Raw genomic sequence first — 15222 nt, forward strand, 5'->3', positions numbered from 1 at the left:
AGAACACCATGGGACGGCTGGACGGGAAGGTTGCGATCATCACCGGAGGCGCGCGGGGTCAGGGTCGTTCGCACGCGGTGACGTTCGCCAAGGAAGGCGCGAGCATCGTCTTCTGCGACGTCGCCGAGCAGATCGACGGGGTCCCCTACCCCCTCAGCACCGAGGACGACATGGCGGAGACGGTCCGCCTGGTCGAGGAGCAGGATCAGCGCTGCATCGCCGTCAAGGCCGACGTGCGCAGCGAGGCCGACATGAAGCGCGTCGCCGACACCGCGATGGAGGAGTTCGGCAAGATCGACAGCGTCGTGATCAACCACGGCCTCTCGATCTTCGCGCCGAAGACATGGGAGCTGAGCGAGGAGCAGTGGCAGCTCACCATCGACGTGAACCTCACGGGCGTGTGGAAGATGAGCAAGGCCGTGATCCCGCACATGATCGCCGGCGGCAACGGCGGCTCGATCGCCTTCACCTCGTCGACCGCGGGCGTGACGGGCTTCCCGTACATGGCCCACTACACGGCCGCCAAACACGGCATCTGCGGCCTCATGCTGACGATGGCCATCGAGTTGGCGCCCTACAACATCCGCTGCAACACGGTCCACCCGTGCGCGACGGAGACGCCGATGATCAGCAACGAGTACTTCGACCAGTGGATGGAGGATCACCCCGACATCTCCCAGGGCACGATCGGCCTGAACATGGGCAACCTGCTGAACGTCCAGCGCAACGACCCGGTCGATCTCAGCTACGCGTTCCTGTTCCTGGCCTCCGACGAGGCGCGCCACATCACCGGCGTCCGGCTGCCGGTCGACGCCGGGTACCTGGCCAAGCCGTAACCGTCCCGCCAGCGGTGGGTCCGCCCCCGGGCGGACCCACCACGGCGCGCGGCGGCTACCGCGTGAAGGAGGGCAGGATCGCGGGCGTGGTGATCGCCGCGAAGATCGCCTTCGCCTCGTCCGCGGGGTCCCCGTAGATCTCGAGCTCCTCGACCGACGTCACCGAGAAGAGCTCGTCGAAGCCGCCGCCGTTGATGTGGGCGAGCAGGGTCTCGGAGCTGTCGTAGACCTCGATCACGACGATGCGGTCCTCGTCGAGCGCGAAGAAGTCGTACCCCAGCACGCCGTCGCGCTTGACCGAGCGCCGGGCGACGGTGGTGGCCTCCGCGCGGGCGGCATCGGCCTGCCCCTCGTTGATGCGGATCACGGCCCTGATGACGATCATGCCTTCGGTCTCCTCCGAATTGGTGGGCCGACGATGATCGCACACCGATCGGATAATCGTTATCCTGGATAGACTGCGAGGAGGAGTTGGCTGCATGATCATCGACGGGCACATCCACGTCTGGCCGGACAAGATCGCCGAGCGCGCGCTCGGCTCTCCGACGGATGACCTCGTCCGCTACGGCAACGGGACGGTGGCCAGCGCCGCCGCAGTCCTCGAAGCCGCCGGCATCGATCGCGGCGTGTGCCTGGCCGTCGCCGACACGCCCGAGCGCCTGGAAGCAGCCAATCGCTTCGTCGGCTCACTGGACCCGAACCGGTTCATCGGGTTCGGCAGCGTCCACCCCGGCCGTACGCCCGAGGAGAATCTCGCCAGCCTGCGCGAGAACGGGCTCAAGGGTGTCAAGGTCCACCCGCTGTTCCAGGGCTTCGCACTCGACGACGAGCGCCTCTGGGCCGTCCTCGACGCGCTGCAGGGCGAGTTCGTCGCGGTGTTCCACGTCGGCCCCGAGCAGCGCGGTGAGGAGAACACCAAGGCCACGCCGAAGATGATCGCCGACATCCACGCGGCCTTCCCGCGGCTGGACATCGTGGCCGCCCACTTCGGCGGCTACCACGTCACCGAGGAGGCGCTCGAGCACGTGATCGGCACGGACGTCACGATCGACACGTCGTGGCCGCCGAGCGTCGGGTCCATCGACCCGGCCGTCGTGCGGTCGCTGATCAAGCGCCATGGCGCCGATCGCGTCGTCTTCGCGACCGACTGGCCGATGGCCGACCCGGCGGCGGAGATGCAGCGCATCCGCGGCCTCGGCCTCTCCGACGAGGACACCGCAGCGATCCTGGGCGGCAACTTCCAGCGGTTGCTCGAGGGCGTCGGCGCGGAGTTGGTCCGATGAGCGGCGAGGCGTACATCGTCGACGCGATCCGCACCCCCGTCGGCCGCGGGCATCCCGAGAAGGGCGACCTGCGCGACATCCACCCCGCCGATCTCCTCGGTCGCACCTACGTGGGCCTCCTCGAGCACGCGGGCATCGATCCCGCTGAGGTCGACAACGTCATCACCGGCTGCGTGTACCAAGCGGCCGAGCAGTCTCAGGGCATCGCCCGCAACGCGTGGCTGGCCAAGGGGCTCCCCGAGAGCGCCGGCGCCACGACGCTCGACATCCGCTGCGGCTCGGGCCAGCAGGCGGTCAACATGGCGGCGCTCAAGGTCGCCGCTGGCGTCGACGACGTGGTCATCGGCGCAGGGGTGGAGCACATGGGACGGGTCGGGTTCCGCGTGAACCAGGCCGTCCAGGAGCAGTTCGGTCACGGCTTCCCGCCCGAGCTGCTGGAGCGCTACGACCTGGTGCCCCAGGGCGAGGGCGCCGAGATGATCGCCGATCAGTACGAGATCACCCGCGCCGAGATGGACGAGATCGCGCTGCGATCGCACCAGCTCGCCGCCGCGGCCACCGACCGGGGCGACTTCGCTCGCGAGATCCTGCCGATCGAGATCGACGGCCGGACGATCGTCGCCGACCAGGGCATCCGGCCCGACACGTCGCTGGAGGCACTGGGGCAGCTACGGGCGAGCTTTCGCGAGAACGGCCGCGTCACGGCGGGCAACGCCTCGCAGGTCTCCGACGGCGCCGCCGCGGTGCTCGTGATGTCCGATCGCAAGATCAAGGAGCTCGGCGTCACGCCGCGCGCCCGCATCGTCGATCAGGTGGTGCTCGGCGTCGATCCGATCACGATGCTCACGGGCCCGATCCCGGCGACGCGCAAGATCCTCGAGCGCAACGGGCTCGTCATCGGCGACCTCGACGTCATCGAGATCAACGAGGCGTTCGCGTCCGTCTTCGTCGCCTGGGAGCGCGAACATGCGCCCGACCGCACGCGCGTCAACCCGCGGGGCGGGGCGATCGCGCTCGGACACCCGCTCGGCTCGACCGGCGCCCGCCTCATGACCACGCTGCTGCACGAGCTCGAGGACCTCGACGGGACCCTCGGCCTCGTGACGATGTGCTGCGGCGGCGGCCTCGGCACGGCCACCCTCATCGAACGCGTCTAGGAGACACGATGGATTTCGAGCTCGCGCCCGAGTACGTGGCGTTGCAGGAGGAGGCCCGCGCGGTCGCCGCGGTCGTCGAGCCGTTCGCCGCCGAGGCGGACGAGCTGAGCACCGTGCACGAAGGCGTCCGCGAAGCGCTCGCCGCCAGTCGGCTGTGGGAGCTCGTCGTGCCGTCCGCGCACGGCGGTCGTCACGAGCGGATCGACCCGCTTGCGGTGGCCGTCGTGCGCGAGGTCCTGATGGCGACCTCGTCGCATCTGGACTCGCTGTTCGCGCTCCAGGGGATCGGCAGCTACGCGATCACCCGAGGGGGCAGCGAGGCGCAGCGCGCCGAGTGGCTGCCGCGTGTGGCCACGGGCGATGCCCTCGCCGCGCTCGGCCTGACCGAGCCGGTCGCCGGCTCCGATCTCAAGGCCGTGACGACCGAGCTGGTCGATGACGCCGACGGGCTGCGCTTGCGCGGCGCCAAGTCGTTCATCTCCAACGGCAACGCCGCGGCGTTCTACAGCGTGCTCGCACGCGACGGCGACGGGCACTCGATGGTCCTCGTCCCGGCATCGAGCGACGGGCTCACGATCACCGCGACACCGGAGATCATCGCCCCGCACGTGCTCGCCGAGCTGACCTTCGACGACGTCGCGATCGAGCCCGACGCGTTCCTGGGGACGCGCGGCAAGGGGTTCGGGCTCGTGCTCGCCACGCTGTCGGTGTTCCGCGTGTCCGTGGCCGGCGCGGCGATCGGGCTCGGGCAGGCCGCCCTCGAGGAGGCCGCGCGCCACGCCGCCGCCCGCGAGCAGTTCGGGCGGCCCATGGCCCGACTCGGCGCGATCGCCGACATGCTCGGGGAGTCGGCGGCCGAGCTCGAGGCCGCCCGTCTGCTCACCTACCGCGCGGGCGAGCTCGCGCGGAACGATCCGCAGGCCTCGCTGCACGTGTCGTCGATGGCCAAGCTCCAGGCCTCCGAGGTCGCCGGGCGCATCGCCGACCGCGCCGTCCAGATCATGGGCCGCTGGGGCCTGATCCGCGGCTCGAAGATCGAGAAGCTCTACCGCCAGGCCCGGCCGATGCGGATCTACGAGGGCGGCTCCGAGGTCCTGCGCCTGGGCATCGCCCGCGAGGTGGTCAACGAGGTCACGGGCGGCCAGCGCTAGATGCGCTGGCCGTTCTCGTCGTACTCGTAGAAGCCGGCGCCGCTCTTGCGGCCCAGGCGGCCGGCGGCGACCATGTTCTTCAGGCCGACGGTCGGCCGGAACCGGTCGCCGTGCGCCTCGGCCAGCGCGCTGATCGCGTGGACGTACGTGTCCAGGCCGTTCATGTCACCGAGCTCGAGCGGACCCATCGGGAAGTTGAAGCCGAGCCGCAGCGCCGTGTCGATGTCCTCGGCGGTGGCGACGCCCTCCTCGAGCATCTTCACGCACTCCAGCCGCAGAATCGCGTAGGCCCGGCTCGTGATGAAGCCAGGACTGTCCTTGCGACAGACCACGACCTCGCGGCCCAGGCCGGTCGCGAACGCGCGGGCGCGCTCGATCTGCGCCTCGTCGGTCTGCAAACCGGCGATCAGCTCGACGAGCCGCATCATGACCGGCGGGTTGAAGAAGTGGACGCCAACCAGCCGGTGGGCGTCGTCGCCCAGCGCAGCGGCGATCGAGGTGATCGACAGCTGCGACGTGTTGGTGCCCAGCAGCGCGTCCGCGGGAGCGAACCGCACGACGTCGCGCCACACCTCCTGCTTGAGGTCCAGCACCTCCGGCACCGCCTCGATGACGACGTCGGCGCCGGTGACCGCCTCTTCGAGGGAGGTCGTGAACGTCACGCGACCGCGCACCGCGGCGAGGTCGTCCGCCGCGATCTTGCCCGCTTTGACGAAGCGGGCAAGGCTGCGGTCGATGCCGGCCGCGGCGCGCTGCAGCACCTCGTCGGAGACGTCGCGGGCGACGGCCTCGTCGCCGGACATGGCCACGAGCTGGGCGATGCCGGAGCCCATGATCCCAGCGCCGAGGACTGCGACCCTCATGCCGCCACCCGCTCGCCGTCGCTGCGCAGCCCGACCTCGATCTCGCCGATCAGCGCGCGGTGCAGGTCGTTGCTGCCCTCGACGATCTGGAGGACCTTCGCGTCGCGGAACATGCGTCCGACCCGGTGGTCGGAGGAGACGCCGGCCGACCCGAAGATCTGGACCGCGTCCGTCGCGCTGCGCTGGGCCACATCGCTGGCGTACATCTTCGCCATCGACGTCAGCTCTCGGGCCCGACGCCCATCCTGCAGCGCCTGCGCGCACTCGCGGACCAGCAGCCGGGCGGTCATGACGCCGACGGCCATGTCGCAGATCTTCGACTGGACGATCTGGAACTCCGCGATGGCCCGGCCGAACGCGAACCGCTCGGCCGCGTAGGCGGTCGAGTCGTCCAGGCAGGCCTGGGCGACGCCGACGGCGCGGGCCGCGACGCCGAGACGTCCGCGCTCCACCGCGGTCATGGCCACGGCGAAGCCGCCCCCCTCCGCGCCCAGCAGGGCGTCGGCCGGCAGGCGCATCTCGTCGAAGACCACGTCGCCGGTGCTCAGCGGGCGGAACCCGAGCTTGTCCTTGTACGGGTGCAGGCCGAGCCCTGGCGTGTCGCGCGGGACGATGAAGGCCGTGACCCCCTTGTGGCGCAGCGATCGGTCGAAGCTGGCGAACGTGACGAAGAACTCCGCGATGTCGAGGTTGGAGATCCACGCCTTCGCGCCGTTGAGGACGAACTCGTCGCCCTCGCGCCGGTACGTCGTGTGCATGCCGGCGACGTCGCTGCCGGAGCCGGGCTCCGTGACGGCGGCGGCGCCGAAGATCTGGCCGCGGGCCAGCGGGCGCAGCCACCGCTCGATCTGGTCGGGACGACCGAAGCGCTCGACGCTCGCGCCGACCAGGCCGGACGGCATCGAGACGATCGTGCCGAGGATCTGGCAGACCTTCGACACCTCCTCGATGAGCTCGGCGAGCGTCACGTAGTCGAGCCCGAGGCCGCCGTTCTCGATCGAGATGGCGCCGCCGAAGAAGCCCAGCTCGCCCATGGCGTCCAGCAGGTCGCGCGGAAGCTTCTCGGCGCGGTCGTACTCCGCGACCCGCGGCGCGATCTCCCGCGCGGCGAACTCGCCGGCCATCTCCACGATGGCGCGTCGATCCGCTCCATCCAACCCGTTCAGCGTCGTGTGACTCATCGCATCGCGGCGCTCAGATCGAGTGCCGACCCTCCTGTCCCGATTGGGGCCCAATGATGATCAAGGATATCAGGATTGGCGGAACACCGGGGCAATCCTCCGCACGTGCGGAGCGATCAGGCGCTCTTGCCCAGCAGAAGCAGGTTGTAGTACTGCGCACCGGCGCCCGCGCCGGCGGCGAGCGCAACCTCGACGCCCGGCACCTGCCGATCGCCTGCCGAACCGCGGAGCTGGCGCACGCACTCGATGATCTTCAGCGTCGGCGCCCCCCAACCGATGTGGCTGAACGACATCGTGCCGCCGTCGGTGCAGACCGGGAGGCCGCCGTCGAGGCCGATGCCGCGCTCCCGCGCGAAGTCACCCCCCTCCCCCTCGCCGCAGAACCCGATCGCCTCGAACTGCCGCAGCACCTCGTAGGAGTTCACGTCGTAGAACTGCGCGATGTCGACGTCGTCGGGGCCGAGCCCGCACATGCCGAACGCGCGTCGGCCGGCCTCCGCGCCGATCGACCAGACCTCCTCGTAGCGGGGCGGGTCGACGTACTGCTGTCGCATCCACTCCATGCCTCCGCCCATGACCACGATCGGCGGGTGCGGGAGCGCGCGCGCACGCTCGACCGTCGTGAGCACCAGCGCCGCCGCCCCCTCGTTGGCCAGGCACAGGTCCAGCAGGCGGAAGGGATCGACCACGGGCGGCGAGTCCAGCACGTCCTGCGCGGTGTACGGCCCGCGGCCGTACATGACCGCCTCCGGGTTCGCCGCGCCCGTGTTGCGGATCGTGGCGGCCACCTCAGCCATCGCCTGGCGCGCGTGCGGGAAGCGGTGCAGGTAGCGCTGGGCGACGAGCGCGAACTGCGCCGACGTGAACGAGCCGAACGGCTCGACGAACTCGTTGCTGGGGCGCGTGTAGGAGGCGACCTTCCCGGCCTCGGCTCGCATCACGCCGGCCTGGCCGCCGGTGATGAGCACGGTGTCGCACAACCCGGCGGCGATCGCCGCAGCCGCATCGAGCACCGCCGGCACGCCCTGCGGGTAGCTGTCCCCGATCCAGCTCACGTGGATGCCGAGCAGGCCCGCCCAGTCGGCCGAGCCGGGCTGGAACACGGTGCCGCCGGGACCGGGCCAGCGCGCGGCGATGCCGTCGACGTCCTCCTTGGCCAGGCCGGCATCGGCGAGCGCGAGCCGCGCGGCCTCCAGGCTCGCCGACAGCGAGGTCGCCTCGAGCGTTCGCGCCTGCTTCGTCAGGCCGATCCCGACGATCGCGACGCCGGCCAGGCGCCCGCCCGCGCTCACGCGATGATCCCGTCCCGCAGGTCGCGCTTGGCGATCTTGCCAACGGCGTTCTTCGGAAGGGCGTCGAGCACCTCGATGCGGCTGGGGATCTTGATGCTCTGCAGGCCCTGCTCGCGACACCAGCCGATCAGGTCCTCGGACGCCACCTCCTGTCCGTCCTTGAACGCGACGGCCCCGACCAGCGCCTCACCCCACTCCGGATCGGGCACGCCCACGACGGCCGCCTCGAGCACGGCGGGATGGGCGTAGAGGACGTTCTCGATCTCCGACGGGACGATGTTGAACCCGCCGCGGATGATCAGGTCCTTCTTGCGGTCGACGATGTAGATGTAGCCCTCGTCGTCCTGCAGGCCGATGTCGCCTGAGTGCATCCAGCCGTCGATCAGCGCCTCGGCGGTGCGCGTCTCGTCGCGGTAGTAGCACGTCATCGTGTACGGGCTTCCGAAGATCACCTCGCCACGCTCGCCCACCGGCACGTCGGCACCGGCGTCATCGACGATCCGGACGTCCATGGCGTAGGACGCGCGACCGCAGGACGCGAAGATCTCGTCCCGACCGTCGGCCAGCGCGCGTCGGTGGTCGTCCTTGCGCAGCATCGTGCCGATCGATGCGACCTCGGCCATCCCGTACAGCTGGATGAACCGCGGGCCGAAGCGCTCGACCAGCTCGCGCACGCGCGGCGGCGGGATCGGCGCGGCGCCGTAGCCGATCGTCTGCAACGTCTCGATCTCCTCCGGCGTCACGCCCGCCTCGAGCAGGCGGAAGAGCATCGTGGGGACCAGGTAGCTGTGGGTGGCGCCGGTCCGGGCGACCTCGTCGGCGAAGCGGCGTGCGTCGAACCCGCCGCCCCGCTGGAAGCCCACGGCGCCACCGACGATCAGCAGCGGGAGCAAGGTGATCTGGACGCTGGAGTTGTGCGGCAGCGCCATCAGCCAACGCGACGAGGCGTCGAGCTCGTACTCGACGATCGCCACGATCGCGTGCTGGACGACCGCGTCGTAGGTGAACAGCACGCCCTTCGGTCGCCCGGTGGTGCCGCTCGTGTAGACGATGCAGAAGTCGTCCTCAGGACGAACGTCGTGCAGGGTGCGCGGCACCGCACCGGATGCGCTGGCCAGCGCGTCCTCGTACGCGTCGCCAAGCATCAGCACGGGCACCGAGAACCGCTCGGACAGGTGGGCCGCCAGCTCGGCGAACTCCGGCTCGCTGATCAGCAGCCGCGGCTGCGCGTTGTCGAAGATGTCCTCGTACTCGCTCTGGCCCAGGCGGAAGTTGAGACCGCAGTAGACCGCGCCTGCCTTGGCACAGCCGCCGAGCACCTCGACCACCTCGGTGCGGTTGGCCACGAGCAGCGCGACCTTGTCGCCCTTCGCGATGCCGAACGTGTCCAGCAGCACGTTCGCGAGACGGTTCGTGCGCTCGTCGAGCGCGCCGAACGTGAGCGTGCGCTCGCCCTCGAACACGGCGACCGCGTCGGACGCGCGCCGCGCGCTGCGGGTGATGGCGACGCCGATGTTCATCGGGTCACCTCGAAGGCCGGGAGGACGAGCTCCTCGTCGATGGTCGTCCAGACGACCTGGACCGGCGTGCCGATCGGGGGCGGACCGTCGCTTCCGACCACGTTGGTGAGCATCGTCCAGCCCTCCTCCAGATCGATCATCGCCAGGTGGTACGGGGTCTCGAACCCGTGCAGCGGCGCGCGGTGCACCGTCGTCGCGCTGTAGACGACGCCGCGGCCGGAGCTGCGCTGGTACTCCCAGTCCTCCGACAGGCAGCGCGGGCAGGCGATCTGTGGCGTGAAGAAGCTCTGGCCGCAGCTGTTGCAGACCGGACGTACGAGCTCGTGGCGGCGCGCCGCGGCCCAGAAGGCCTCGGTCAGCTCCGAGACCTCCGGACGCGGACGAGCGCCCGTCATGCGTCACCGCCGACGAGCAGCAGGTGGGCGGCGTCCTTGACCGTCATGCCGATCTCGACCCCCCGCCGTTGCGCCGGTTCGTTGCACGCGCTGATCGTGCCCTCCGCGTAGCCGCGGAAGGCGTCGCCGATCGGCGCGGAGTTGCCGTCGATGCACGCGCCCGCGAGGCCGTGCTCGGCGGTCGTGGCCAGCCCCGTGATGCCCGAGCGGTTCTTGGACATGCCGCCGTCGTGGCAGATGAAGCCCCAGGGATTGGCCTCGAGCAGGAAGCTCGCGCCGCTGCGCCCCGTGTGGCCGGCGGTGACGAGCACGCTGCGGCCCTCGTCCTCCGGGTAGGCCCAGACGATCGAGTCGGTGACGACGGTGCGCCGGCCGCTCGGGTGCTCCTCGACGATCTCGCGGCGGATCTTGTTGCCGACCTCGGTGTCCGACACGTCGTTGGAGCGCAGCAGCTCGGCGGCCTCCTTGACCGTCATGCCGATCGCCAGCCCGCACCGCTCGGCCGGATAGTTCACGCACGACAGGACGCCGGACTCGTAGAGGTCGCGCCCGTTGCCCATCTCGGCGGTCATGCCGTCGGCGGTCGCCGCCGGGATCCCCAGCGCTTCGAGGTACCAGAGGCCCTGGATCCCGGCGCCCTCCTTGCCCATGCAGGCGTCGTGGCCGATCACGCCGCGCGGACGGTGGACCGCGATCATCCGCGCGGGCAGCACGCCGATGTACGACGCCGGGATGACGACGTCGCGATCGGTGTTGCGCTCGTCCACCCAGCGGGCGGAGTCCATGATCACGATGCTGCGGCCGTCGCGCTCGTCGATCACGGTCTGCGGATGCTCGTCCTCACGTTCGAGCAGTGTCTTCGGCACGGCTTCTCCTCGTTGCTGGCGATCTGCGGTTCAGTGGCCCGGGAAGGCCTCGTAGGCGACCCTGCGGCTGGCGATCAGCCAGCTCCCGTCCCGACGCTCGAAGCGGTCCAGGTACCGGCACGGGACCGTGCGCTCCGTCGGCGGCGTGTCCCCGGCGGCCGGGAGGCGATGCCATCCCAGGCAGTAGGTCTCGACGTCGGCGCGGTCGCCGTCGAGCTCGATCAGCGGCACGCCGATGAGGTGCCACGCCCCCTCCATGCGGCCCAGCGCGGTGTCCAGCCACCGCACGAAATCGCCGACGCCGCCCGTGAAGCTGCCGCGATCCTCCAGCGCATCGGGGTGGTAGCAACTGGCCACGAGGTCCATGTCGCGGCGGTCGACGCCGCGGGCGTACGTGGCCAGCACGCGGGTGATCTCCGACTCGGCCAGGAGCCGCTCGACAGGGTCCACGACGCTCACCGCCGACCGAACTCCGGAACCCGCTTCTCGCGGAACGCCGCGAGCGCCTCGGCCATGTCAGGCGTGCGGGTGGCCAGGACCTGGTTGCGGTTCTCCAGCTCGAGCGCCGCATCGAGCGAGGGCGCGTCGACGTTGACGTGCAGCACCTGCTTGGTCAGACGCAGTCCGAACGGGCTGTTCGCCGCCATCTCGGCGCCGAGCGCGAGCGCCGCGGGCACCAGCTCGTCCGGCGACACGACGCGGTTGACCAGCCCGACGCGGGCGGCGTCCGCCGCGTCGATCAGCCGCCCGGTGAGCAGGATCTCGGCCGCATGGCCAAGGCCGACGATCCGGGGCAGCAGCCACGACGAGCCACAGTCGCCGCCCGACAGGCCGATCCGCACGAACGCGGCGTTGAAGCGCGCCTGCGTGCTCGCGATGCGCACGTCGGCGGCGAGCGCGAGCGAGAAGCCGGCGCCCGCCGCTGCACCGTTGACGGCCGCGATCACCGGCTTGGTGAGCCGACAGAGCGCGGTGATGCCCCGCGCCCAGCCCTCCTGGCCGGCGAGCATCTCCTCGGCGGTCATGCCCGACAGCTGGTCGGCCGCGTCCAGGTCCAGGCCCGAGCAGAAGCCGCGTCCGGCGCCGGTCAGCACGAGCACGCGGATGCGATCGTCCGCCTCCACGCGCGCGCACAGCTCGTCGATCTCGTCGAACATCGCGAACGTCAGCGCGTTCATCCGGTCGGGTCGGTCGAGCGTGGCGAGGGCGACCCCGTCCTGCCGCTCGTCGACGCGGATCGAGGGCGTGTCAGCCAGCATCGCGGACCGGCTCGTCGCCGTCGAGGAGGAGCATCGCCGCCTCGGCCGCAGGCTGCCCGATGCGCACCCCGCGCGCGAGCGCGGGCGCGTTCGCGGCGCTGATGATGCCGTCGTGATAGGTGCTCAGGCCGTCCCCCATGCGCGCGGTCCGCGCGTCGACGGTGGCGCCGGCCAGGCCGTCCGTCTCGACCATGGCCAGCGCGGCGATGCCGGCGTCGTTCTTGCCCTTGCCGCCGTCGGAGCAGATGAAGCCCCGCGGTCGGTAGCGCCGCAGGTAGTAGGCGGCGGGGACCCCGGTGTGTCCAGCCGTGCAGAGCACGTTGCGCTCGCGGTCCTCGGGCAGCCCGAAGGCGATCGAGTCGGTGCAGACGACCTGGCCGTTGCGGCCCTGGGCCATCACCGTCCGGTTGGTGACCTCGGCGGCGGCCAGCGCGACGGGATCGCGCTGCAGCAGCGCGAGCGCGGCCTCGCGCACGGTCATGCCCGGCTCGACGCCGCAGCTGCGGGCCGGCTCGTTGACGACGGCGACCACGCCGGTCTCGTACATGTCGACGCCGTTGCCGAGCTCCAGCGTCTGGACGTCGGCGGCCGCGGCGGGGATGCCCAGCGCCTCGAGGTACCACAGGCCGGCGATGCCGGCGCCGTCCTTGCCGATCGCGCAGTCGACGCCGATCGTGCCGCGCGGCGCATGCTCGGCCACGAAGCGGGCGGGCAGGACGCCGCTGTAGGAGGCGTTCACGGTGACGTCGCGGCCGCGGTTGGCCTCGGCAACGTCATACGCGGTGTTCAGCGCGACGATGCGGCCCCGGTCGCTCTCGTGCACGACGGACTGGATCGTGTCGTCGCGCATGCCGGCGACGGTGATCGTCGGGTACGTGCTCATGGCCCTCGTCCTCCTCCCTCATCTATCTAGCATTCTAGTTATACTAGATCGTCGGAGGGCCTTGGCGGAGAATCCCTCCGCAACGTCTGAGAGGAGCGGAGGCCGAGCATGGACCTGGGGTTGCAGGACAAGGTTGCCGTCGTCACCGGTGCGAGCCGCGGGCTCGGACGGGCCGCCGCGGCGACGCTCGCGGCCGAGGGCATGTACGTGCTCGGCGCCGGGCGCAGCGTGGATCACCTCGCGTCGCTCCAGGCCACGAATCCGGACCGCATCGCCGCGGTGGAGTGCGACATGCGCGACCCCGCGCAGGTCGCCGGGCTCGCGCAGGCCGCCGTCGACCGGTTCGGCCGGCTCGACGTCGTCGTCAACAACGCGGGCATCGCCCCGGCCGCGGCCTTCATGGAGCAGGACTTCGACGTCTGGAGCGAGGTCCTGGCCGTCAACGTCACCGCGCCCGCGGTGCTCGCCCACGCGGCCGGACAGATCTTCAAGGAACACGGCGGCGGCAAGGTGATCAACATCGTGTCGACCTCCGGCCTGCGGGGCAAGCCGAGGCTGGTCGCCTACTCGACCTCCAAGGGCGCACTCGTCCGCTTCACCGAGGCGCTGGCCTCCGAGTGGGCGCGCTACGACATCCAGGTCAACGCGATCGCGCCCGGCGCGTTCTCGACCGACGCGCAATCGGAGGTCACTTCCTCGGAGGAGCTGCTGGCCGCCCGCGTGCGCAAGATCCCGGCGCGGCGCATGGCCGACCCCGAGGAGTTCGGCCCGCTCGTCGCCTACCTGGCCTCGCCGCTCTCGCGCTTCGTCACCGGCGCCACCTACGTCATCGACGGCGGAGAGGTGGCGAAGCTGTGATGCCCACGCTCGACACGATCGTCCTCGGAACCGGGGCCGCTGGACTGACCGCTGCGGCGACGGCGGCCGCCTGTGGTGCTCGTGTCGGCCTGTTCGAGAAGGGCGAACTGGTCGGCGGCACGACGGCGTGGTCAGGCGGCATGGTCTGGATCCCGGCAAACCCGTATCGGCCGGCGGAGCGCCGGGACAGTCGTGAGGCCGCGCTGACCTACTTGCGCGCCCTGTCCAACGACATGCTCTCCGACGAGATCATCACCACGTATGTGGACGCGGGCCCCGAGATGACCCGGTTTCTCGAGGAGCACACGCCGGTCGCGTGGAGCTGCGTCCCCGACTTCCCCGACTTCCACCCCGAGCAGCCCGGCGCGGCGTCCAGCGGCGGCCGCACCCTGGAGTGCGAGCCGTACCCCTTCGGCGAGCTCGGCGAATGGCGCGATCGGGTCCAGGGCTCGCCGTACTTCCCGGACGTCCACTTCACCGTCGGCGAGACGACCCTCGGCCAACCGGTGGCGCAGGAGATCCCGGCGGAGATCAAGCAGCGGCGGATCGACCAGGACGAGCGCGGGCTCGGGCTGGCGCTCGTCGGCCGGCTCCTCCGCGGCTGCCTCGACCTCGGCGTCGAGGTGCACACCGGTCACCGCGCCGTGGAGCTGGTGATGGAGGACGGCGCCGTCACCGGGGTCGTGTTCGAGACCGCCGACGGGCCGACGACCGTGCGGGCCGGCAGCGTGGTGCTGGCCACCGGCGGCTTCGAGTGGGACGACGACCTGAAGCGGTCCTTCCTGCGCGGCCCGCTGACGCACCCGGTGTCGGTGTCGACGAACACCGGCGACGGCCTGCGCATGGCCATGCGGGCGGGAGCGATGCTCGGCAACATGCGCGAGGCGTGGTGGATGCCCGTGATCGACGTCCCCGAGGACGTCGTGTCGCTGGGCCGTCAGCTCCTGACCGCCGAGCGCACGTTCCCGGGCTCGATCATGGTCAACCGGTCCGGCCGGCGGTTCACCAACGAGGCGGCGAACTACAACGCGTTCGGCGCGGCGTTCCACGAGCAGGACACGACGCTCGGCGTCTACCGCAACCTGCCGTGCTGGATGATCTTCAACCAGGAGTTCCTGTCGAAGTACGGCATGGCCGGGGACATCACCGGCGGCTCCGGCATCGAGCGCGAGGAGCTCACGGCGCCGGACTGGGTGATCTCGTCCGAGACGCTGGCCGGGCTCGCGGAGACGATCGGCATGCCCGCCGATGCGCTCGAGGAGACCGTGGAGCGCTTCAACGCGCACGTGCGCGACGGGCACGACCCCGACTTCGGCCGCGGCGCGGGCATCTTCGATCGCTGGTACGGCGATCCGGACCGGCGGGACGGCACGGCCGCACCCACCCTCGGACCGCTCGAAGGCGGCCCGTACTACGCCGTCGAGGTCAAGAGCGGCGCGCTGGGCACGAAGGGCGGCCCGCTGACCGACGCCGACGGCGCCGTGCTCGACGTCGACGGCGACCGGATCCCCGGCCTCTACGCCGCAGGCAACGCGATGGCCTCCCCCATGGGCATGACCTACGGCGGCGCCGGCGGCACGCTCGGCCCGGCCATGGTCTTCGGCTACCTCGCCGGACGTGACGCCGCCCGCCGTGTCGGCGCCGACGCCCCCGCGGCCGCCGCGGCAACCGAGTAGCG

16 protein-coding genes are annotated in these 15222 nt (G+C 71.0%); 6 read left to right on the top strand and 10 right to left on the bottom strand.

Going from position 1 to position 15222, the window contains the following annotated elements; all coding sequences use genetic code 11:
• The first annotated feature begins 8 nt into the window (after positions 1–8).
• Positions 9–836 carry a mycofactocin-coupled SDR family oxidoreductase gene (locus ACZ5UI_RS10445; RefSeq protein ID WP_464196967.1) on the top strand — a complete coding sequence of 276 codons (828 nt, stop codon included), beginning with the start codon at positions 9–11 and terminating at the stop codon, positions 834–836.
• A gap of 55 nt (positions 837–891) precedes the next feature.
• Here the strand turns inward: ACZ5UI_RS10445 and ACZ5UI_RS10450 are convergent, their stop codons facing one another.
• Positions 892–1221, bottom strand: a complete 330-nt coding sequence (locus tag ACZ5UI_RS10450; RefSeq protein ID WP_464196969.1) for a putative quinol monooxygenase — start codon at positions 1219–1221, stop codon at positions 892–894.
• Positions 1222–1315: 94 nt separating this feature from the next.
• On the opposite strand from ACZ5UI_RS10450, the gene ACZ5UI_RS10455 reads away from it, so the two are divergent.
• From ACZ5UI_RS10455 to ACZ5UI_RS10465, 3 genes are read left to right on the top strand one after another with little or no spacing between them, the layout of a single operon-like run.
• The gene (locus ACZ5UI_RS10455; RefSeq protein ID WP_464196971.1) at positions 1316–2119 is read left to right on the top strand and encodes an amidohydrolase family protein; all 804 of its coding nucleotides are present in this window, start codon (positions 1316–1318) and stop codon (positions 2117–2119) included.
• Positions 2116–3276 carry a thiolase family protein gene (locus ACZ5UI_RS10460; RefSeq protein WP_464196973.1) on the top strand — a complete coding sequence of 387 codons (1161 nt, stop codon included), beginning with the start codon at positions 2116–2118 and terminating at the stop codon, positions 3274–3276. Before ACZ5UI_RS10455 ends, ACZ5UI_RS10460 begins: the two co-directional genes overlap by 4 nt.
• A gap of 8 nt (positions 3277–3284) precedes the next feature.
• Positions 3285–4427 (top strand): acyl-CoA dehydrogenase family protein, encoded by a 1143-nt coding sequence (locus ACZ5UI_RS10465; RefSeq protein ID WP_464196975.1) that lies wholly within the window; start codon positions 3285–3287, stop codon positions 4425–4427.
• Here the strand turns inward: ACZ5UI_RS10465 and ACZ5UI_RS10470 are convergent.
• The 9 genes from ACZ5UI_RS10470 to ACZ5UI_RS10510 form a co-directional block, all read right to left on the bottom strand.
• On the bottom strand, positions 4424–5290 hold the full coding sequence (locus ACZ5UI_RS10470) for a 3-hydroxyacyl-CoA dehydrogenase family protein (RefSeq protein ID WP_464196977.1): 867 nt from the start codon (positions 5288–5290) through the stop codon (positions 4424–4426). The two genes, ACZ5UI_RS10465 and ACZ5UI_RS10470, sit on opposite strands and share 4 nt — an antisense overlap.
• The gene (locus tag ACZ5UI_RS10475; protein ID WP_464196979.1) at positions 5287–6414 is read right to left on the bottom strand and encodes an acyl-CoA dehydrogenase family protein; all 1128 of its coding nucleotides are present in this window, start codon (positions 6412–6414) and stop codon (positions 5287–5289) included. Before ACZ5UI_RS10475 ends, ACZ5UI_RS10470 begins: the two co-directional genes overlap by 4 nt.
• Before the next feature lie 173 nt (positions 6415–6587).
• A complete protein-coding gene (locus ACZ5UI_RS10480) occupies positions 6588–7763 on the bottom strand; it encodes a thiolase family protein (RefSeq protein ID WP_464196981.1) in 1176 nt (391 codons plus the stop codon).
• A complete protein-coding gene (locus tag ACZ5UI_RS10485) occupies positions 7760–9283 on the bottom strand; it encodes a class I adenylate-forming enzyme family protein (RefSeq protein ID WP_464196983.1) in 1524 nt (507 codons plus the stop codon). The genes ACZ5UI_RS10480 and ACZ5UI_RS10485 overlap by 4 nt, the downstream gene beginning before the upstream one ends.
• A complete protein-coding gene (locus ACZ5UI_RS10490; protein WP_464196985.1) occupies positions 9280–9678 on the bottom strand; it encodes a Zn-ribbon domain-containing OB-fold protein in 399 nt (132 codons plus the stop codon). The genes ACZ5UI_RS10485 and ACZ5UI_RS10490 overlap by 4 nt, the downstream gene beginning before the upstream one ends.
• A complete protein-coding gene (locus ACZ5UI_RS10495) occupies positions 9675–10544 on the bottom strand; it encodes a hypothetical protein (protein WP_464196987.1) in 870 nt (289 codons plus the stop codon). Before ACZ5UI_RS10495 ends, ACZ5UI_RS10490 begins: the two co-directional genes overlap by 4 nt.
• Before the next feature lie 30 nt (positions 10545–10574).
• Complete coding sequence (locus tag ACZ5UI_RS10500; protein WP_464196989.1) at positions 10575–11003, bottom strand: nuclear transport factor 2 family protein; 429 nt, start codon at positions 11001–11003, stop codon at positions 10575–10577.
• A complete protein-coding gene (locus ACZ5UI_RS10505; RefSeq protein WP_464196991.1) occupies positions 11000–11803 on the bottom strand; it encodes an enoyl-CoA hydratase/isomerase family protein in 804 nt (267 codons plus the stop codon). The genes ACZ5UI_RS10500 and ACZ5UI_RS10505 overlap by 4 nt, the downstream gene beginning before the upstream one ends.
• Entirely contained in the window at positions 11793–12686 is an 894-nt protein-coding gene (locus ACZ5UI_RS10510) for a hypothetical protein (protein ID WP_464196993.1), read from the bottom strand. The genes ACZ5UI_RS10505 and ACZ5UI_RS10510 overlap by 11 nt, the downstream gene beginning before the upstream one ends.
• Positions 12687–12794: 108 nt before the next feature.
• Here ACZ5UI_RS10510 and ACZ5UI_RS10515 point away from each other — a divergent pair, with 108 nt between their 5' ends.
• Together ACZ5UI_RS10515 and ACZ5UI_RS10520 are read left to right on the top strand one after the other, a co-directional pair.
• Positions 12795–13544, top strand: coding sequence for an SDR family NAD(P)-dependent oxidoreductase (locus ACZ5UI_RS10515; protein WP_464196995.1), 750 nt, complete (start codon positions 12795–12797; stop codon positions 13542–13544).
• Entirely contained in the window at positions 13544–15220 is a 1677-nt protein-coding gene (locus tag ACZ5UI_RS10520; protein WP_464196997.1) for an FAD-dependent oxidoreductase, read from the top strand. The genes ACZ5UI_RS10515 and ACZ5UI_RS10520 overlap by 1 nt, the downstream gene beginning before the upstream one ends.
• The last annotated feature ends 2 nt before the right edge of the window (positions 15221–15222 follow it).

The sequence above is a fragment of the Conexibacter sp. JCM 18997 genome, from assembly GCF_055391915.1.